The 18,930-nt window shown below is 69.7% G+C and carries 16 protein-coding genes; 3 read left to right on the forward strand and 13 right to left on the reverse strand.

Annotated elements, in window-relative coordinates; genetic code table 11:
* The 6 genes from DC432_RS13955 to DC432_RS13980 form a co-directional block, all read right to left on the reverse strand.
* The coding region (locus DC432_RS13955; RefSeq protein WP_133177951.1) for an ATP-binding cassette domain-containing protein at nucleotides 1-1,520 on the reverse strand (1,520 nt) is incomplete at its 3' end.
* Nucleotides 1,517-2,596: an ABC transporter permease gene (locus tag DC432_RS13960; RefSeq protein ID WP_116538399.1), complete on the reverse strand. Its 1,080-nt coding sequence runs from the start codon at nucleotides 2,594-2,596 to the stop codon at nucleotides 1,517-1,519. The genes DC432_RS13960 and DC432_RS13955, both read right to left, overlap by 4 nt.
* 1 nt (nucleotide 2,597) lies before the next feature.
* On the reverse strand, nucleotides 2,598-3,671 hold the full coding sequence (locus DC432_RS13965) for an ABC transporter permease (protein ID WP_108317809.1): 1,074 nt from the start codon (nucleotides 3,669-3,671) through the stop codon (nucleotides 2,598-2,600).
* A 120-nt stretch (nucleotides 3,672-3,791) separates the two neighbouring features.
* Nucleotides 3,792-5,426, reverse strand: a complete 1,635-nt coding sequence (locus tag DC432_RS13970) for an ABC transporter substrate-binding protein (protein WP_116538400.1) — start codon at nucleotides 5,424-5,426, stop codon at nucleotides 3,792-3,794.
* Between the two features lie 163 nt (nucleotides 5,427-5,589).
* The gene (locus DC432_RS13975; RefSeq protein ID WP_116538401.1) at nucleotides 5,590-6,339 is read right to left on the reverse strand and encodes a 3-hydroxybutyrate dehydrogenase; all 750 of its coding nucleotides are present in this window, start codon (nucleotides 6,337-6,339) and stop codon (nucleotides 5,590-5,592) included.
* Nucleotides 6,336-7,730: an MFS transporter gene (locus tag DC432_RS13980; protein ID WP_165801282.1), complete on the reverse strand. Its 1,395-nt coding sequence runs from the start codon at nucleotides 7,728-7,730 to the stop codon at nucleotides 6,336-6,338. Before DC432_RS13980 ends, DC432_RS13975 begins: the two co-directional genes overlap by 4 nt.
* Before the next feature lie 104 nt (nucleotides 7,731-7,834).
* On the opposite strand from DC432_RS13980, the gene DC432_RS13985 reads away from it, so the two are divergent.
* Nucleotides 7,835-8,740 (forward strand): LysR family transcriptional regulator, encoded by a 906-nt coding sequence (locus tag DC432_RS13985; protein ID WP_207770832.1) that lies wholly within the window; start codon nucleotides 7,835-7,837, stop codon nucleotides 8,738-8,740.
* Between the two features lie 5 nt (nucleotides 8,741-8,745).
* Here the strand turns inward: DC432_RS13985 and DC432_RS13990 are convergent, their stop codons facing one another.
* A complete protein-coding gene (locus tag DC432_RS13990; RefSeq protein ID WP_116538403.1) occupies nucleotides 8,746-9,786 on the reverse strand; it encodes a putative FMN-dependent luciferase-like monooxygenase in 1,041 nt (346 codons plus the stop codon).
* 88 nt (nucleotides 9,787-9,874) lie between these two features.
* Complete coding sequence (sfnG, locus tag DC432_RS13995) at nucleotides 9,875-11,008, reverse strand: dimethylsulfone monooxygenase SfnG (protein ID WP_116538404.1); 1,134 nt, start codon at nucleotides 11,006-11,008, stop codon at nucleotides 9,875-9,877.
* Nucleotides 11,009-11,132: 124 nt separating this feature from the next.
* On the opposite strand from sfnG, the gene DC432_RS14000 reads away from it, so the two are divergent.
* Nucleotides 11,133-12,194 carry an LLM class flavin-dependent oxidoreductase gene (locus DC432_RS14000; RefSeq protein WP_207770833.1) on the forward strand — a complete coding sequence of 354 codons (1,062 nt, stop codon included), beginning with the start codon at nucleotides 11,133-11,135 and terminating at the stop codon, nucleotides 12,192-12,194.
* A 323-nt stretch (nucleotides 12,195-12,517) separates the two neighbouring features.
* Here DC432_RS14000 and DC432_RS14005 read toward each other — a convergent pair whose 3' ends face one another.
* Both DC432_RS14005 and DC432_RS14010 read right to left on the reverse strand, forming a co-directional pair.
* Nucleotides 12,518-13,831, reverse strand: a complete 1,314-nt coding sequence (locus DC432_RS14005) for an O-acetylhomoserine aminocarboxypropyltransferase/cysteine synthase family protein (RefSeq protein ID WP_243393141.1) — start codon at nucleotides 13,829-13,831, stop codon at nucleotides 12,518-12,520.
* A complete protein-coding gene (locus DC432_RS14010) occupies nucleotides 13,824-14,765 on the reverse strand; it encodes an ATP-grasp domain-containing protein (RefSeq protein ID WP_116538406.1) in 942 nt (313 codons plus the stop codon). The genes DC432_RS14005 and DC432_RS14010 overlap by 8 nt, the downstream gene beginning before the upstream one ends.
* 102 nt (nucleotides 14,766-14,867) lie before the next feature.
* On the opposite strand from DC432_RS14010, the gene DC432_RS14015 reads away from it, so the two are divergent.
* Nucleotides 14,868-15,698 (forward strand): class I SAM-dependent methyltransferase, encoded by an 831-nt coding sequence (locus tag DC432_RS14015; RefSeq protein ID WP_116538407.1) that lies wholly within the window; start codon nucleotides 14,868-14,870, stop codon nucleotides 15,696-15,698.
* 350 nt (nucleotides 15,699-16,048) lie between these two features.
* On the opposite strand, the gene DC432_RS14020 is transcribed toward DC432_RS14015, so the two are convergent.
* From DC432_RS14020 to DC432_RS14030, 3 genes are all read right to left on the reverse strand, one after another.
* Nucleotides 16,049-16,444 (reverse strand): DUF779 domain-containing protein, encoded by a 396-nt coding sequence (locus DC432_RS14020; RefSeq protein WP_108318063.1) that lies wholly within the window; start codon nucleotides 16,442-16,444, stop codon nucleotides 16,049-16,051.
* 163 nt (nucleotides 16,445-16,607) lie between these two features.
* Nucleotides 16,608-18,158, reverse strand: a complete 1,551-nt coding sequence (gene exaC / locus DC432_RS14025; RefSeq protein WP_108318064.1) for an acetaldehyde dehydrogenase ExaC — start codon at nucleotides 18,156-18,158, stop codon at nucleotides 16,608-16,610.
* A 231-nt stretch (nucleotides 18,159-18,389) separates the two neighbouring features.
* Nucleotides 18,390-18,930 (reverse strand): hypothetical protein (locus tag DC432_RS14030; protein ID WP_347707130.1); only part of this gene is annotated, 541 nt, incomplete at its 5' end.

An 18,930-nucleotide genomic window follows, 5' to 3' on the forward strand; every position in this document is an offset into this window, starting at 1 on the left:
ACCCCAAGCTGCTGATCGCCGACGAGCCCACCTCGGCGCTCGACGTGTCGGTGCAGGCGCGCGTGCTGCMACTGCGCGAACAGCTGCAGCACGCGCGCCTGCACCGACACGTCGAGCGCCGAGGTGGGCTCGTCGGCGATCAGCAGCTTGGGGTCGAGCGCGAGCGCCCGGGCGAGCGAGGCGCGCTGACGCTGACCGCCCGACAGCTCGTGCGGGTAGCGGTCGCCGAAGGCCTGCGGCAGCTGCACCGCGTCGAGCAGCTCGTTCACGCGCTGCCGCGCCGCGCGGGCGCCCGAGGCGCGCTTATGCACGACGAGCGGTTCGGCGATGCACTCGGCGATCGTCAGCAGCGGGTTGAAGCTCGTCGCCGGGTCCTGGAAGACGAAGCCGATGTCGGGCCGGGTCTTCGCGAGCTGGCGCGGCTTGGCGCCGTTCATCTCGGTGCCCAGCACCTTGAGCGAACCCCCGACCACGGAGGTCAGGCCGACCATCGCGCGGCCGATCGTGGTCTTGCCCGATCCGGACTCGCCGACCAGACCCAGCACCTCGCCGGGTCCGATCCAGAAGTCCACGCCCTTCACGGCGACGACCCCGGCCGAACCGAAGCGGCCCGGGTACCCGATCTCGACCTTCTCGGCGACGACCAGGCTGCCCGCGGGCGGCGAGGTGGGCGCGGGGGTGTCGAGCGACTGGTGCGCGCTCTTGCCGCGACCCACGTGGGGCACGGCCGCGAGCAGATCGCGCGTGTACTCCTGCTGCGGAGCCGCGAACAGCTCCCGCACGGGAGCCTGCTCGACGATGTCGCCGCGGTACATCACGATCACGCGGTCGGCGAGGTCGGCGACGACGCCCATGTTGTGGGTGATGAGCACGATCGTCGCGCCGAACTCGTCGCGGCAGGTGCGCAGCAGGTCGAGGATCTCGGCCTGCACGGTCACGTCGAGCGCGGTGGTGGGCTCGTCGGCGATGATCAGGCCGGCATCCAGCACCAGGGCCATCGCGATCACGACGCGCTGCTTCTGACCGCCCGAGAACTGGTGCGGGTAGTCGTCGACGCGCTTCTCGGGATTGGGGATGCCGACACGGCGCAGGATGTCGACCGCCTTGGCTTTGGCCTCGGCCTTCGAGAGCTTCTCGTGCGCCCGCAGGCCCTCGGCGATCTGCCACCCCACCGTGTAGACGGGGTTGAGCGCCGTCGACGGTTCCTGGAACACCATGGCCGCGTCACGCCCGCGCATCTCGCGCAGCTGCGCGCCGGTGGCGTGGACGATGTCGGTCTCGCCGCCGTCGCGGCCGCGCACGATGACCGCACCCGACAGCGTCGCCGTCTCGGGCAGCAGCCCCAGGAGCGTGTTCGCCGTCACGGTCTTGCCCGAGCCCGACTCTCCGACGATGGCGAGCACCTCGCCGGCGCGGGCCTCGAGCGAGATCCCGTTGATCGCCGCGACGGGCGCGCCGTCGGTGGCGAAGGTGACGCGCAGGTCGTCGATGCGGGCGACGGATGCGGCGGTGCCGGTCATGAGGGGCTCCCGTCGGAAGAGGTGGATGCCGGCGGCCCGGCGGGGGCGGCCGTGGCCGACGCCTCGGCGGGGGACGTCGAGGGGTCGACCGCCGTGACCGGCGCGGGCGCGCGGCCGGCCCGGCGCCGCGTGCGCAGACGCGGGTCGCTGAGGTCGTTCAGGCTCTCACCGACGAGGGTGATGCCCAGCACCGCCAGCACGATCGCGATGCCCGGCGGGATCGCCGTCCACCAGATACCGCTGGTGACGTCGCTGACGGAGCGGTTGAGGTCGTACCCCCACTCGGCGGCGGCGGTGGCCTCGATGCCGAAGCCGAGGAAGCCGAGGCCCGCGAGGGTCAGCAGCGCCTCGGAGGCGTTCAGCGTCACGACCACCGGCAGCGAGCGCGTGGAGTTGCGCAGCACGTGACGCAGCAGGATGCGTGCGGTCGGCACGCCGATCACGCGGGCCGATTCGACGAACGGCTCGGCCTTGACCCGCACCACCTCGGCGCGGATGACGCGGAAGTACTGCGGCACGAACACGACGGTGATCGAGATGGCGGTGGCCAGGATGCCGCCCCACAGGGTCGATTGCCCGCGCGTGATCGCGATCGACATGACGATCGCCAGCAGCAGCGACGGGAAGGCGTAGATCGCGTCGCACAGCACCACGAGCATGCGGTCGAGCCAGCCGCCGAAGTACCCGCCGACCAGTCCGAGGAAGATGCCGAGGAAGATCGAGAACGCGATCGCGCACACGATCACCAGCAGCGCGGTCTGGGCGCCCCAGATGATGCGCGACAGCACGTCGTACCCGCCGACGGTCGTACCCAGCAGGTTGAGGCCGCCGGGGGCCTGCTGCGTGCCGAACTTGACGCCGTCGGCATCCTGGTCCGCGAAGCCGTACGGCGCGAGCAGCGGCGCGAAGACCGCGGTGATGACGAAGACCGTCGTGATGATCAGGCCGATCACGAGCATGGTGCGCTGCAGACCGACGCTGCGGCGCAGGTGCGAGACGACGGGCAGGCGATCGCGCAGCGGCACCTTGCGGTCGCTCACCGCGCCCGTCGGCGTGGGGGTCGTGGCATCCGTCATGTCAGTACCTCACTCGCGGGTCGATGATCGCCGCGATGACGTCGACGAGGAAGTTGGTGAAGGCGACCAGCACGGCGATCATCACGACGATGCCCTGCACGGCCACGAAGTCGCGGGCCTTGAGGTACTCGCTCAGCATGAAGCCCAGTCCCTTCCACTCGAAGGTGGTCTCGGTCAGCACCGCGCCCGACAGCAGCAGCGCGATCTGCAGGCCGATGACCGTGATGATCGGGATGAGCGCGGGGCGGTACGCGTGCTTGGTGACCAGGCGGTACTCCCCCACGCCGCGCGACCGCGCCGAGGTGACGTACTGCGCGCCGAGCGTGCCGATGACGTTGGTGCGCACCAGGCGCAGGAAGATGCCCGCGGTCAGGATGCCGAGGGCCACACCCGGCAGGATCGCGTGGGTGAGCACGTCGCCCACCGCCGCGCCGTCGCCCAGGCGGATCGCGTCGAGCAGATAGATGCCCGAGGGGTTGTCGAGCGTCGACAGTTTGAGCTCGGTGCGGGTGTTCGCGCGTCCCGCGACGGGGAGGACGCTCAGCCAGACGGCGAACACCAGCTTGAGCAGCAGGCCGACGAAGAAGATGGGGGTGGCGTAGCCCAGGATCGCCCCGATGCGCAGCGTCGCGTCCTGCCAGCGGTCACGACGGTAGGCCGCGAGCAGACCGAACGGGATGCCGATGAGCAGCGCCACGATGAGGGCGTAGATCGCCAGCTCGAGGGTGGCCGAGCCGTACTGCAGCAGGATCTCGATCACCGGACGGTTGTCGGTGAGCGTGGTGCCGAAGTCGCCGCGCAGGATGCCGCCGACGTACTCGAAGTACTGCACGATCAGCGGGCGGTCGTAGCCGGCCTGCGCGATGCGCGCCTCGAGCTGGTCGGGGGGAAGGCGCCCGCCCAGCGCCGCGGTGATCGGGTCACCGGTGATGCGCATCAGGACGAACACCACGGTGACGAGGATGAACACCGTCGGGATGATGAGCAGCAGGCGGACGAGGATGTAGCGCCACAAACCGCCGCCCTTGGGGGCGACGGGTTTGGCGATGTCGGCGGCGTCGACGGCGGTGACCATACGGGAGAGACCTCACTCGAGGGGGAAACGGCGCTCCGTCGCTCCGCTTTCGCCCAACGACCGAGGGTACGTGACCCTCGGTCGTCAGGCGAACGGACGCGACGAAGCGCCGTGTCGGTCTTACTTGTGCAGCGGAGCGAAGCGGAACTTGAACGAGCCGTCGAGGACGGCACCCTCCACGCTCGCGCCCACGATCGCGACCTGCTTGCCCTGGAGCAGCGGCAGCGTCGACACGTCGGCGGCCACCTTGTCCTGGATCTCGCCGATCTCCTGCTCGCGCGTGGTCTTGTCGGTCTGCGTCGCCTGGTCGACGAGGAGCTGCTGCACCTCGGCGTTGTCGTAGTGGTTCAGCAGGAAGTTGTCCTGCGTGAAGAACGGCGTCAGGTAGTTGTCGGCATCCGAGTAGTCCGGGAACCAGCCGAGCTGGTACGCGGGGTACGAGTCGGCCTTGCGGTCCTTCTGGTACTGCACCCACTCGGTCTGCGCGAGGTTGACGGTGAACAGGCCGCTCTCTTCGAGCTGCGCCTTGACCGCGGCGTACTCGTCGCCCGACGAGGGGCCGTAGTGGTCGCCGTTGTACTGCAGGTTGAGCGTGACGGGCGTCGGCACGCCGGCGGCCTCGAGGGTCGCCTTGGCCTTGGCCGCGTCGGGGCCGCCCTCACCGTCGCCGTACAGGTCCTTGAGCGCCTCGTTGGCGCCCGCGAGACCCTGCGGGACGTACGAGTACAGCGGCGAGTAGGTGTCCTTGTACACGTCGGTGGCGATGGCCTGACGGTCGACGAGGTCGGCCGCCGCCTGGCGCACGGCGAGGGACTTGGCGGCATCCGCCTCGCCCGTCTTCGCACCGAACGGCATGGTGTCGAAGTTGAAGACGATGTAGCGGATCTCGCCGCCGGGGCCGTCGATGACCTTGACCGCGTCGTCGTTCTGCAGGTCGGCGACGTCGGTCGCGCTCAGGCTGCGGTAAGCGACGTCGATCGCACCCGACTGCACGTCGAGCTTGAGGTTCGAGGAGTCGGCGTAGTACTTGGTCGAGATTCCGCTGTTCGCGGCGGCGGGCAGCGAGCCCTGGTAATCGGCGTACGGCGCGTACGAGATGAGCTCGTTGGGCTTGTACGACTCGATCGTGTACTGACCGGCGAAGGCCTTGCCCTCGACGATGGTGTCGTCCGAGGTGACGGCGTCGGCCGAGAAGACCTCTTCGTCGACGATGGGCGCCGCGGGGCTCGACAGGATCTGGGGCCAGATCTGGTCGTTGCCGTTCTTGAGGGTGAAGACGACCGTGGTGTCGTCGGGCGTCGCGACGCTGTCGAGGTTGCCGAGCAGCGAGGCGGGACCGTTGGGGTCGTTGATCGCGACCTGGCGGTCGAACGAGAACTTCACGTCCGACGAGGTGAGGTCGTGGCCGTTGGCGAACTTGAGGCCCGACTTCAGCTTGACCGTGTACTCGGTCGGGGTGGTGAACTCCGCCGACTCGGCGATGTCGGGGGTGACCTCGGACGTGCCGTACTGGCTGGTCATGAGGAAGGGGTAGACCTGGGTCATCACGGCGAAGGAGCCGTTGTCGTACGAGCCGGCCGGGTCGATCGAGGTGATCTTGTCGGTGGTGCCGACGACCAGCGGGTCGCCCGAGCCGCCGCCCGACGCGGCGTCGTCGCCTCCGCCGGAGCAGCCTGCCAGGACGAGGGCCGATGCGCCGAGGGCGGCGCCGATGACGAGGCCGAAGCGGCCGCGCCCACGCGAGTGCAGTGTCATTTGTTACCTCTGCTGAGAAGAGTCGCCCGCGACAGACGCCGCAGGCCTTCGGCCATCTTGGTCGGCGCGGACGCCCCCACAAAGGCGATTCGACACATCTTTACGAGACCGAAACCCGAGCGGCGTGGAACCCGGTCCCGCCGCGACGCGTGCGACGGCGGGGTCAGTGCGCCGACCAGCCGCCGTCCATGACGTAGCTCGTGCCGGTGACCATGGCGGCATCCGGTCCCGCGAGCCACAGCGCGAGCGAGGCCACCTCGGCCGGCTCGACGAGCCGTTTGACGGCGGCATCCTGCAGCAGGACGGTCTCGAGCACCTCGGATTCGGGGATGCCGTGGGCCCGCGCCTGGTCCGCGATCTGCTTCTCGACCAGCGGCGAGCGCACGTATCCCGGGTCGATGCACACGCTCGTGACCCCGCGCGCGCCGCCCTCGAGCGCCGTGGTCTTCGACAGCCCCTCCAGGCCGTGCTTGGCGGTGACGTACGCCGACTTGTAGGCCGAGGCGCGGATGCCGTGCACGCTCGAGACGTTGAGGATTCGTCCGAAACCCCGCTCGTACATGCCCGGCAGAGCCGCCCGGATGAGCAGGAACGGCGCCTCGAGCATGAGCCGCAGCATGAACGAGAAGCGCTCGGGGGCGAAGTCCTCGATCGGGCTGACATGCTGGATGCCGGCGTTGTTCACCAGGATGTCGGTGTCGAGCGTCAGGGCGTGCAGCGCGGCGGTGTCCGAGAGGTCCACCGCCCACGCCGCTCCCCCGATGTCGTCCGCGACCCTCCGGGCCGCCTCGCCGTTGACGTCGGCGACCGTCACCGTCGCCCCGGCCGCGGCGAACGAGCGGGCGATCGCCTCGCCGATGCCGCTCGCGCCCCCGGTGACGAGGGCGCGGCGGCCGGACAGGTCGATGCTCATCGAGCTCCCTTCGCGCCGACGGTGGTGGAGCGGTCGGCGGTACGCGCCGCGTCGGCGGCGTCGATGTCGCGGAGCGAGATGCCCCGCGTCTCCTTCAACGACAGCACGGCGATGGAGGTGACGACGCACGCCACGACGATGTACAGCGCGATCGGCAGCCACGACCCGAAGTCGCGCAGCCACTGCGTCGCGAGGATCGGGGCGAGCGAGCCGGCGAGGATCGCCGTGACCTGCGCGCCGAGCGAGACGCCCGAGTACCGCATGCGCGTCGGGAACAGCTCGGCCATGACGGCCGGCTGCGGGGCGTACATGCCGGCGTGGAAGACCAGACCGATGGTGACGGCGAGCACGATCATCACGGGGTTGAGCGTGTCGAACATCGGGAAGGCGAAGAACGCCCAGGTGGCGCTGAGGATCGCCCCCGCGAGGTACACCGGCCGGCGACCCACGCGGTCGGCGAGGCGGCCGAGGGGCGGGATCACGGCGAAGTGGACGACGTGCGCGATGAGCAGAGCGAGCAGCAGCTGGCTCGTGTCGTACGAGTGCACGACCTTGAGGTAGACGATCGAGAAGCTGACGACGATGTAGTAGACGATGTTCTCGGCGAAGCGCACGCCCATGGCCTGGACGACGCCCTTGGGGTAGCGGCGCAGCACCTCGACGACGCCGAACGACGTGGCTTTGTCCTTCTCGACCTGCGCCTTGGCCTCGAGGAAGATCGGCGCCTCTTCGACGTGACGGCGGATCCAGAAGCCGACCAGCACGATCACGGCCGAGAGCCAGAACGCGATGCGCCACCCCCAGTCGAGGAACGCGGCGGGGCTCAGCACGAACGACGTGATCAGCAGCACCAGGGTCGCCAGCAGGTTGCCCACGGGCACGGCGGCCTGCGGCCAGCTCGACCAGAACGCGCGACGACGGTCGGGGCTCTGCTCGGCGACGAGCAGCACGGCCCCGCCCCACTCCCCACCCACGGCGAAGCCCTGGATGAAGCGCAGCGCGACCAGCATCGCGGGCGCCCAGTAACCGACCGAGGCGAAACCGGGCAGGCATCCCATCAGGAAGGTCGCGGCGCCGACGATGATGATCGTCGCCTGCAGCGTCGGCTTGCGGCCGAATCGGTCGCCGATCTGACCGAAGACGATGCCGCCCAGGGGACGCGCGACGAAGCCCACCGCGTAGGTCACGAACGCGGCGATGATGCCGTCGAGCTGCGACCCCGACGAGGGGAAGAAGAACGTGCCGAAGACCAGGCTCGCGGCGGTGGCGTAGAGGAAGAACTCGTACCACTCGACGACCGTGCCGGCCATCGAGGCGGCGACGACCCGGCGGATCCGGTTCGAGGCGGGGGCGCCGGCGCTGTCGCGCGACGCGGTGGTGGGGGAATCCATGCTGCTCCTTCGGTGTCGACGGTGACATCCGCGCCCCAGTCTGAGTGCCACCTGTGCACGCGACAATGCCCACTTGCGCTGACGCCATGTGCAAAATTGCACACATGGATGCCACGACCCCCCGCGCCGACGACCTGCTCATGCTGTTGGCCGTCGCTCGAACAGGCACGTACAGCGCCGCGGCCCAGGTGCGCGGGGTCGACCACACCACCGTCGCCCGGCGGATCGCGGCCCTCGAGGACGCCCTCGGCGGACGCGTCGTGGCCCAGTCGGGCCGCGGGTGGGAGCTCACCGCGCTCGGGCGACACGCGAGTGAGACGGCGGGACGCATCGAGGCCGCCCTGTCGCAGCTCGCCGCCGGGGGAGAGGAGCCCGACCCGGTCGCCGGGGTCGTGCGCATGTCGGCCACCGACGGCTTCAGCGCGTTCATCGCGGCTCCCGCGATCGCCCGGCTGCGGCAGCGGCATCCCGAGCTCACCGTCGAGATCGTGGCCGCGCAGCGCCGCGCGGCCCTGCACCGACCGGGCCTCGACCTCGAGGTCGTCGTCGGGCAGCCGCAGACCTCGCGCGGAACCACCGTCGAACTCGGCTCGTACACGCTCGGCATGTACGCCTCGCGTGCCTACCTCGCCGCCCACGGCTCGCCGCGCGACATGGACGAGCTGCAGCAGCACCGCCTGGTGTACTTCGTCGACGCGATGCTGCAGGTCGAAGCGCTGGATCTGCCGCGCCGCGTGGTGCCGCGGATGCGCGACGGCGTCACCTCGACGAACGTGCTCGTGCAGGTCGAGGCCACGCGCGCCGGGGCGGGGATCGGGATGCTGCCGTGCTTCGCGGCCGACCGGCACGACGACCTCGTGCGCCTGCTGCCCGAGCTGGTCACCGAACGCCTGCCCTACTGGATGATCGTGCGCGCGGACGCGATGCGCATCCCCGCCGTCGCCGCCCTCGCCGACGCCTTGCGCGAGCAGACCGCGCGCTCGCGCGCGATGCTCGACGGGGTGGGGTGACGTGATCAGCGGGGGAGTGACTGAGAGCCCAGGGCCCGCAGCTCCTCCGCCGCCTCCGCGCCTGTGCGCAGCCCCACTCGCGGCGCGACCTCGGTCGCGAGGAGTTCGATCGAGCGCAGCGTGATCGCGTGGGCGGGGTCGACGGAGTGCACCTGGAACGCGACGTCGGTCGCCAGCTCGAGGGTCTTGTCGGCGGTCAGTGAGGCGGTGACCTGCTCGACGGTGCCGAGATGCGTGTCGGTCTGACGGGCGAGGTCGTGCAGGTCGCCGTCCGCATTCCGTTTGAGGAATGTGCGCGTCAGGCGCCGCACGCCGGGCTCGGCCGAGCGCCACGTGGCGTCGAGATCCTCGGCATCCACCACCACCGCCGTCCGCGAGGCGAGGATCCGCGGCGGGACGCCCGCGGGCAGGGCGGCGAGGTACGCCTCGACGATCGGCACCTGCACCTCGTGCAGCGACTGACCCTCTTCGCGCGGCTGGGTGCGCGAAAGCAGCAGTCCGTCGCCGTCGGCGCCCGCGCGCCGACCTCCCTCGACCGAGAACGTCGCCTGCCAGAGGCGTCCGCCCAGGTGCGGCGCCGCGGGGTTGAGGCGGGAATCGGTATCGCGGATGCCACGCCCGGCGAAGGCGTCGCGCAGGACCGCGACGTGAGCGGCCTGAATGCGACGCCGGTCCTCCGAGGAGCGGTCGAACGCGGCGAACGATCCCGGAGTGCCGCCCGTTCCGATACCCAGCTGCACCCGCCCGTCGCTGAGCGCATCGACGAAGGCCGCGTCCTCGGAGACCCTCACCGGATCGTCGAGGGGCAGGGTCACGATGCCGGTGCCGAGGGCGATCCGCTCGGTCTGCACCGCGGCCGCCGCCAGGAACGGGAAGGGCGACGGCAGGCCGCCCTCGTCGCGGTCGAAGTGGTGCTGGGCCACCCAGAGCGACGCGAACCCGTGCTGCTCGGCGGCGCGCACCTGCGCGAGGGCTGTGCGGTACCGCTCACCGTCGGTGCCGGCATCCAAGAGCCGTGTGAAGAAACCGAGCCGTGCGCCGCTCATACCGGGTCCTTTCCGACCTATGCCCGTCGTGGAATGTCCACCTCCAGGCTAGGCCGGGTCCGCGCGGTTGCGGCCGTGCCCGATGCGATCAGCGCGCCGCGACCTCGATCGGGTCCCCGGTGCGCTCGAGGTCGGCCTCGAGCTCGCGCACGATCGGGATCACCGTCTCACCGAAGGTCTCGAGCTCCTCCTGGAAGTGCAGGAAGCCAAGCAGGAACAGGTCGACGCCCCGCTTCTTGTACTCGATGATGCGCTCGGCGATCTGCTGCGCGTCGCCGAACAGCTGCGTGCGGAAACCGTCGTTGTACTGCACGAGGTCGTCGAACGACGAGTCCGCCCACATCCCCTTCTTGTCCGTCGTCGCGTTGCCGGCCTCTTGCACGCTCTTGCGGAAGCCCTCGACGGCCCCGCCATCGGCGTGCGCGATGATCTCGCGCAGCTGCGCCTCGGCCTCGGCGCGGCTGTCGCGCTGGATGACGAAGCCGTTCAGGCCGAAACGCGTGCGACGTCCGTGCTCGGCGGCGATGCGCGTGACGTCGTCGTACTGCTCGGTGAAGCCGTCGAAGTCCTTGCCGTTCGAGAAGTACCAGTCCGAGAACGCTCCCCCGTTGAAGCGCGCGGCCGTGGAATTGCCGCCTTGGAAGATCTCGGGATGCGCCCGCCCGGGCACCTCGAACGGGAAGGGACGCAGAGTGAAGTCGGTGATGTCGTAGTGCTTTCCGTCGAACGAGAACTTCTCCTCGGTCCACAGCCCACGCAGTATCTGGATGAACTCCGCGGCCCGCTCGTACCGCTCATCGTGCTCGAGCCATTCGAGTCCGAGATCGGTGTACTCGTCCTTGAACCAGCCGCTGACGACGTTGACCGCCGCGCGGCCGTGCGAGAACTGGTCGGCCGTGTTGATGAACTTCGCCAGGACGGCGGGATGCCAGATGCCGGGGTGGATGGCCGAGATGACCTTGAGCTTCTCGGTGGCCAGCAGCAGCGCGAGGCTGATCGAGGTGGACTCGTGCTGCTGGGCGGCGCCGTAGCTCGAGGCGTAGCGGACCTGGCTGAGGGCGTACTCGAACCCCACCCGCTCGGCGGTGCGGGCGAGCTTCACGTTGTAGTCGTAGCCCCAGTCGGTGCGCTGCTCGATCGAGCTGATGACCAGGCCACCGCTGACGTTGGGCACCCAGTAGGCGAACTTCAGCGGCTCGTGGGTGGGCGTGGTGTCGGTCATGGGGTCCTCCTGGCGGGATCGGAACCCGGCTACCGTCGCACCGCCCGGTCGAGGCGTCAACGACATATGACGGACCGTGTCGCCGCGTGACGCCGAGCCTCATCGACCGGGTGAGGATGGAGCCATGACCTCCCCCCAGCGCGTGCGTTTCGGTTACTGGACCCCGATCTTCGGCGGATGGCTGCGCAATGTCGACGACGAGCAGACGCCCGTGTCGTTCGCCCACGTCGCCGAGATCGCCCGGGCCGCCGAAGAGGGCGGCTTCGACCTCACGCTCATCCCCGAGCTCAATCTGAACGACATCAAGGGCGTCGAGGCGCCGTCGCTCGACGCCTGGGCCGTGACCGCGGGACTCGCCGCGGTGACGTCGAAGCTCGAACTGCTCGCGGCCGTCCGCCCGGGGTTCCACAACCCGTTCCACACGGCGAAGCAGGCCGCGACCATCGACGAGATCAGCGGCGGCCGCTTCACGCTCAACGTCGTCTCGGCCTGGTGGGCCGAAGAGGCCAAGCAGTACGACGGCCTCTTCAGCGCGCACGACGACCGGTACGCCCGCACCATCGAGTGGGTCGAGGTGCTGCGCGGTCTGTGGTCCGAGACGCCGTTCGCGTACGAGGGCGAGTACTACCGCACCGAGGGCACCTATCTCGAGCCGAAGCCCCGCGTCACGCCGCGTCTGTACGCCGGGGGCGAGAGCGAGGCCGGGCGCACCGCCATCACGCGCTTCGCCGACGCCTACCTCACCCACGGCGGCACGCTCGAGGAGCTCGAGGCGAAGATCACCGATATGCGCCGTCGCCGCGCCGAGGCCGGCGCCACGCCGTTCGAGGCGTTCGGCATGGCCGCCTACGGCATCGTGCGCGACACCGAAGAAGAGGCGCAGGCCGAGATCGACCGCATCACCGATGTCCGCGGGGGAGCGGCCTACGGCTCGTACCAGGACTTCGTGAGCAAGTCGAAGCTCGACACCCAGATCGACCTCAAGGAGTACTCGGTCTCGAACCGCGGCCTGCGTCCCAACCTCGTCGGGACCCCCGATCAGGTCGCCGAACGCATCGTGGCCTTCGCGAACGTGGGCGTGTCGACGCTGCTGCTGCAGTTCTCGCCGCACCTGACCGAGCTGCAGCGCTTCGCCGCCGACGTGATCCCGCGCGTGCGACGCCTCGAGGCGCTCCGCGACGCCTGACCCGGCCGCGGCTGCCGGGCCGCGGGGCCGACGCCCGTCCGTCGGGCGCGCCCCCTGGCGGCGCGTCACAGCCGGAGCCCCCCCATACGCGCCCACCGCCGAGTGTCCAAGACACCCGGACGGCCGGAAGAACGCTCCGGGTGTCTTGGACACTCGATGAGCACGCGGGATGCCGCGCTGTCGCGGGAGCACGCGGATCGACGCGCCGATGACGCGCGCGATCCTGGGAGCGCGCGGGACGCCTCGCGACCCCGGTAGCGCGCGGGACGCCTCGCGGACCCGGGAAGCCACGCGGGATGCCGCGCGGTGGCGGAACCCGCGGGTCAGCGCGTCGCGCGCAGCGCCTGCTCGAGGTCGGCGATGAGGTCGGCGGCATCCTCAAGCCCGATCGACAGGCGGATGAGCCCGTCGGTGATGCCGAGGCGGTCGCGTGTCTCCTGCGTGAAGCCCAGGTGCGTCGTGGTCGCGGGATGCAACGCCATCGAGCGGGTGTCGCCGATGTTGGTCATGCGGCTGAACAGACGCAGGCCGTCGAAGAACCGCTCGGCCCCGTCCCTGCCCCCGTGCACCGTGAACGAGAAGACCGACCCCGACAGCCCGTCGTAGTCGCGCAGAGCGATCTGGTGCTGCGGATGCGAGGGCAGACCCGCGTAGTCGACGCTCTCGACGGCGTCGTGCTGCGCGAGCCACTCGGCGATGGTGCGCGCGCTCGCCAGGTGCTGCCGCATGCGCACCGACAGGGTCTCCATGCCCTGCTGCAGCAGGAAGCCGTTGAGCGGCGACAGGGCGGGACCCGTGTCGTTGGCGATCCCGAACCGCAGCGACAGCTCGAACGCGCGCGGACCGAACGCGTCGAGGAACGACGCGTGCGCGGCGACCGGCGTATCGGTGATGACGGGGTAGGAGCGCTCGGAAGCCGCCCAGTCGAAACGCCCGCCGTCAACGACCGCACCCGCGAGGTTGGCACCGTGGCCCGAGAGGAACTTGGTCGCCGAGTGCACGACGATGTCGGCCCCGTGCTCGATCGGACGGATGAGGAAGGGCGTGGCGATGGTGTTGTCGACGACCAGAGGGATGCCGTGGCGCTGCGCCACCCGCGCGACGGCGTCGATGTCGACCACGTCGTTCTTGGGGTTGGGCAGGGTCTCGGTGAAGATCGCCTTGGTCTCGGGCCGGATCAGGGCTTCCCACTCGGCGTCGTCGAGGGGGTCCCAGACGTATTCGACCGTGACGCCCATCCGGGCGAAGGTGCGGTCGAACAGGACGCGGGTGCCGCTGTAGATGCTGGCCGTCGAGACGATGTGCTCACCGCTGCTGGCGAGGCCCAGCAGTGCCATGGTGATCGCGGCCTGACCGGATCCGACGACGAGTGCCCCGGAGCCGCCCTCGAGCGAGGCGAGACGGCGTTCGGCGACCTGGTTGGTCGGGTTGGCGTTGCGGGAGTAGAGGTGCCCCAGATCGGCCGCCGCGAACCGGTCGGTCGCCTCTTGGAAGGAGGCGAAGCGGTACGCCGCCGACAGGTGCACCGGCGTGATGCGGGAGCCGTGGGTCAGGTCTTCTTCTTCGCCGGCGTGAACTTGGCGGGTAGCGAAGCCGAACCCGGTCCAGTCGCTGTGGGGTGCGGCCGGCTCAGCCACGTACGCCCGCCACTTCGCGCGGCAGCAGCGAGCCCAGCCAGCGGGCGATCTGACGCGGCCCCGAGCGCGGCGCCGTGGCCTCGACATCGGGGTTGTAGTTGGTGTTCGTGTTGACGTCGTACGTGACGGTGCGTCCGTCGCGAGTCTCGATGAATTCGATACCCGCGATCCCCACGCCCTCGGCCGCCAGGAACGCCAGGAAGCGGTCGATCAGCGCCGGGTCGACGTCGTCGCGCCGCCGGAACAGCGGCTCGGGCTCCACGCCGTCTGCACCGGGGATCGCGCAGGCTTCGGCCGGGCACAGCTCGAAGCTGCCGGCGCTCGTGTCGACGCGCACCGCGTAGACGAACTCGCCGCCCACGAACTCCGCGCGCGTGATGAACGGCATCTTCGCGACCAGCAGCTCTTGCAGCAGGGTGATGCCGTCGGGGGAGGGCTCGAAGTCGGGGCCCGCGACCCATGCCGAGAACTCGTCGACGCTGTCCCACCGGCGCACGCCCAAACCTTTGCCGCCCTGGTTGTGCTTGCTGATGAACGGCGCACCGAACTTCTCGGCCTGGACGGTGAGTTCTTCGGTGCCGAAGACGGCGACGGTGCGCGGCACGTCGATGCCCGCGTGGCGCAGGGCGGCATGCTGGGCGACCTTGCTGACCTCGAGCTCGAGGACGTCGGCGCCGTTGATGACCGTGCGGCCCCACGAGGTGAGCCAGCGCAGCACCGCCCGGCCGTACTCCTTGCTGTGGGCGTGATCGCGGGTGTGCGCCGAGGCGCTCAGGCGCGACCAGAACACGCCCTCGGGCGGCTCGACGGCCAGGTCGATCGATCCGTCGGTGAGCAGCCACTCTTCGAAGGGCACCCCCTCGGCCTCGAACGCCGCCGCGAACGGCGGGATCCACTGGGGGTTCTCGTGAATGACATAGACCTTGCCCGACATGTCGCCAGGCTAACCCGGCCCTCCGACATGCGGCTCGCCGTCCGTCACGTAGCGACACCGGCCGCGGCATCCATAGGCTCTTGCCTCGGAGAGAGGGATGCCATGACTTCCGACTACATCGACGCCAACCGCGCCAACTGGGACGAGCGCGCGACGCTGCACGCCGCCCGCGACGGCTCGGGCTACGGCGTGCAGCGCTACGTCGAGGATCGCGAGGCGCTGTCGGACGTGGTGCGGTTCGACCTGCCGCTGCTGGGCGACATCGCAGGACGACGCACCGTGCACCTGCAGTGCCACATCGGCACCGACACCCTGTCGCTGGCACGCCTCGGCGCACAGGTGACGGGACTGGACTTCTCCGAGAACGCCGTCGCCGAGGCCCGACGGCTCGCCGCCGAGGCGGGAGTCGAGGCCGCGTTCGTACAATCCGATGTGCGGGATGCCGCCACCGTCCTGCCGCGCGAGAGCTTCGACCTCGTCTACACGGGCATCGGCGCCCTCTGCTGGCTGCCGTCCATCGACGATTGGGCCGGGGTGGTGAACGACCTGCTCGCCCCCGGGGGCACCCTCCACCTGCGCGAATGTCACCCGGTGCTGTGGTCGATGGACGAAGAGCAGCCCGGTCTGACGCTGGCCTTCCCGTACTTCGAGCAGACGGCGCCCCTCGCGTGGGATGACGGCAGCACCTACGTCGAGGTGTCGGCACCGCTCACCGCGACGAAGACGTACGAGTGGAATCACGGCCTCGGCGAGATCGTCACCGCGCTACTCGCACGCGGACTGCGCATCGACGCCCTGGTGGAACACGACAGCGTGCCGTGGGAGGCGCTCCCGGGCCGCATGACCGAGCGGGCGGACGGCGAGTTCGCGCTGACGCAGCAGCCGTCGGTGATCCCGCTCAGCTACACGCTCCGGGCGTCGAAGCCGGCCTGACGCTGCTCTCACGGGTGAAATCCGCCCGGACGCGGGCGGCAAAGGCGACCGTCTCGTGCCGAGGCGTGCGAGCGTCGTAATTCCGCCCGTCGCGTCAGGAGGCTTGAACATGCACGAGACCGTGGACCTCGGCGTGATCGTCGGCGTGTACGCAGCTCTGACCGGGATCGGTTGGGGCGCTCTCGTCGACCCGCTGCGCCCCATCAGCTACTGGATCGCTGCCCTATCTGTGATGCTGACGGGCTTCCTGGTCGCCGGCCTCGCTCCCGACGCCGCCCCGTGGGTTCCCCTCCTCGTGCTCACCTTCACAGGCACGGCGTGGGGACGGGAAAGACGATGGCGACGGAGCCTCATTCGGAACGAACACCGAGACCGAACGCCTCCGCCTCCTCCTCCGTCAGCATCCGCGACCGGATGAGAAAACGCATCCCCGTCGGCCCCTCGACCGAGAAGCCTGCGCCACGGCCGGGAACGACGTCGATCGTCAGGTGTGTGAACTTCCAATACTCGAACTGCGACTCCGACATGTAGACCTCGATGGGGTCGTCCAAACCCACGTCGATGGCGCCGAGGCGCACGTCGCTGGGGCCGGTGAGGAACATCCCCACGGGGTAGCACATGGGCGAGCTGCCGTCGCAGCAGCCGCCCGACTGGTGGAACATCAGCGGGCCGTGCTTCGCGGTGAGATCGCGCAGCAGCGCAGCCGCGGCATCCGTCACATCGACACGGGAGAGCTGGGTCGTCATGTCCCATTCCTTTCGGTTCATGTCCCAAATGTGGCCGGCTGAGGACTCGCCGACCCGCCAGAAGCGGGACGAGCGGCCACCCGGCGGAAAAGGGTGTGACCCCCGGGACGAACCCGGGGGTCACCAGGACCGGAGCCACCCGCCGCGACCCCGGCACCGCCGATCAGAAGAAGCCCATCGCGCCTTCGGCGTAGGAAACGAGCAGGTTCTTCGTCTGCTGGTAGTGGTCGAGCATCTTGAGGTGGTTCTCGCGGCCGATACCCGACTGCTTGTACCCGCCGAACGCGGCGTGCGCCGGGTACTGGTGGTACGTGTTCGTCCAGACGCGACCCGCTTCGATCGCACGGCCCGCGCGGTACGCGGTGTCTCCGCTACGGCTCCACACACCGGCACCCAGGCCGTAGAGGGTGTCGTTCGCGATCGAGATTGCGTCGTCGAACGAGTCGAACGAGGTGACCGACAGGACGGGTCCGAAGATCTCCTCCTGGAAGATCCGCATGTCGTTCGTGCCCTCGAAGACGGTCGGTGCGACGTAGTAGCCGCCCGACAGGTCGCCGCCGAGGTCGACGCGCTCCCCGCCCGTGAGCAGCTTCGCCCCACCCTGCTTGCCGATGTCGATGTACGACAGGATCTTCTCGAGCTGGTCGTTCGAGGCCTGCGCGCCGATCATCGTCTCGGGGTCGAGCGGGTTGCCCTGACGCACCTTCTTCACGCGCTCGAGGCCGTCGCCGAGGAACTGGTCGTAGATCGAGCGCTGGATGAGCGACCGCGACGGACACGTGCAGACCTCGCCCTGGTTGAGCGCGAACATCGTGAAGCCCTCGAGCGCCTTGTCGTAGTAGGCGTCGTCGGTCGTCCGCGCGACGTCCTCGAAGAAGACGTTGGGGCTCTTGCCACCCAGCTCGAGCGTCACCGGGATGAGGTTCTGCGAGGCGTACTGCATGATCAGGCGGCCGGTCGTGGTCTCGCCGGTGAAGGCGATCTTGCGGATCCGCTTGTGCTGGGCCAGCGGCGCCCCCGCCTCGATGCCGAACCCGTTGACGATGTTCACGACACCCGCGGGAAGCAGGTCGCCGATGATGTCGAAGAGGAACAGCAGGGATGCCGGAGTCTGCTCCGCCGGCTTGATCACCACGCAGTTGCCCGCCGCCAGCGCCGGGGCCAGCTTCCACGCCGCCATGAGGATGGGGAAGTTCCACGGGATGATCTGGCCGACCACGCCGAGCGGCTCGTTGAAGTGGTACGCGACGGTGTTCTCGTCGAGCTGGCTGAGCGAGCCCTCCTGCGCCCGCAGCACACCGGCGAAGTACCGGAAGTGGTCGACGGTCAGGGGGATGTCGGCCGCGAGCGTCTCGCGGACGGGCTTGCCGTTTTCCCACGTCTCGGCGACGGCGATCTTCTCGAGGTTCTCTTCGATGCGGTCGGCGATCTTGTTCAGGATGACGCTGCGCTCGGCCGGCGTGGTCTTCTTCCAGCTCGCGAACGCCTTCCAGGCGGCATCCACCGCTCTGTCGATGTCGTGCGAGTCACCGCGGCCGACCTCGCAGAACGGCTTTCCGGTGACGGGGGTGATGTTCTCGAAGTACTCGCCGCTGTGCGGTTCGACCCATTCGCCGCCGATGTAGTGCCCGTACCGCGAGCGGTACTCGGCGACGGCCCCGCGGGTTCCGGGTGCGGCGTAGACGCTCGAGACGCCTTCTTCGACGATGGTCATGCGTGTCTCCTTCGACGGTCATGAGTCGCCGCGACGGCTTTGGGCGGCGATGCGCCGACGCTACGCCGGGGGAGGTTGCATCGGGTTGCGCCGGGGGTCGTCGCCCGTGGGGAGTCCGCAACGCGCGAGATCACGTGATCTCGCGCCCTCCCGCCACGCAGGAACGACGGATGCCACGACCCCGAGGCCGTGGCATCCGCTCCGCGCGCGATGCGCGACCCGACCGCGCGTCTACGCGTCGGCGTCGGCGAGCACCGATCGCAGGGGCGGCACGTTGACCTCGTGGAGGTCGACGTCGTCGAGGCGCTCGATGCTCTGCACGCGCGGCGCGATCGTTCGGTCGTCGGCGACGATCCAGCTGCCGACGAGCAGGAAGCGGTCGTTCCCGGCGGTGATCGGTCCGGTGAGGGCGAAGGTCTGGTGCGTCGGCGTCAGGAAGGTCACGCGGACGGGCGTGCCGTGGGGGAGCGTCGAAGGGTCGACCACGTCGGCCTCGAGGGCCGCCTGCGGCGCGTCGATGCCGAGGTCGATGCGTTGGATCTCGGAGCTCGTCGCGAGGATGACGTCGCCGACGAGCGGCTGTCCGCCCACTCCGATGCGGACGGTGCGCTCGAGGGCGTACAGCCCGTAGCGCGGGGAACGGACGATCACGCGGGCGACGTCGCCGGCCTTGACCTCGGCGAGCGCCTCGCGGATGCGGCCCACATCGCGACGGGCGCGGGCTGCCGAGAAGATGTCGAGCGCTTTTTCGTCCATATGTTCACTGTAACGA

The sequence above is a fragment of the Microbacterium testaceum genome, from assembly GCF_003075375.1.
Lineage (GTDB): Bacteria > Actinomycetota > Actinomycetes > Actinomycetales > Microbacteriaceae > Microbacterium > Microbacterium testaceum_E.

What these genes read in the sequence shown, in the direction of transcription:
- DC432_RS13960 (WP_116538399.1), bottom strand. Translation starts at nt 2,596, where the DNA reads ATGACGGATGCCACGACCCCCACGCCGACGGGCGCGGTGAGCGACCGC.
- DC432_RS13965 (WP_108317809.1), bottom strand. Translation starts at nt 3,671, where the DNA reads ATGGTCACCGCCGTCGACGCCGCCGACATCGCCAAACCCGTCGCCCCC.
- DC432_RS13970 (WP_116538400.1), bottom strand. Translation starts at nt 5,426, where the DNA reads ATGACACTGCACTCGCGTGGGCGCGGCCGCTTCGGCCTCGTCATCGGC.
- DC432_RS13975 (WP_116538401.1), bottom strand. Translation starts at nt 6,339, where the DNA reads ATGAGCATCGACCTGTCCGGCCGCCGCGCCCTCGTCACCGGGGGCGCG.
- DC432_RS13980 (WP_165801282.1), bottom strand. Translation starts at nt 7,730, where the DNA reads ATGGATTCCCCCACCACCGCGTCGCGCGACAGCGCCGGCGCCCCCGCC.
- DC432_RS13985 (WP_207770832.1), top strand. Translation starts at nt 7,835, where the DNA reads ATGGATGCCACGACCCCCCGCGCCGACGACCTGCTCATGCTGTTGGCC.
- DC432_RS13990 (WP_116538403.1), bottom strand. Translation starts at nt 9,786, where the DNA reads ATGAGCGGCGCACGGCTCGGTTTCTTCACACGGCTCTTGGATGCCGGC.
- sfnG (WP_116538404.1), bottom strand. Translation starts at nt 11,008, where the DNA reads ATGACCGACACCACGCCCACCCACGAGCCGCTGAAGTTCGCCTACTGG.
- DC432_RS14000 (WP_207770833.1), top strand. Translation starts at nt 11,133, where the DNA reads ATGACCTCCCCCCAGCGCGTGCGTTTCGGTTACTGGACCCCGATCTTC.
- DC432_RS14010 (WP_116538406.1), bottom strand. Translation starts at nt 14,765, where the DNA reads ATGTCGGGCAAGGTCTATGTCATTCACGAGAACCCCCAGTGGATCCCG.
- DC432_RS14015 (WP_116538407.1), top strand. Translation starts at nt 14,868, where the DNA reads ATGACTTCCGACTACATCGACGCCAACCGCGCCAACTGGGACGAGCGC.
- DC432_RS14020 (WP_108318063.1), bottom strand. Translation starts at nt 16,444, where the DNA reads ATGACGACCCAGCTCTCCCGTGTCGATGTGACGGATGCCGCGGCTGCG.
- exaC (WP_108318064.1), bottom strand. Translation starts at nt 18,158, where the DNA reads ATGACCATCGTCGAAGAAGGCGTCTCGAGCGTCTACGCCGCACCCGGA.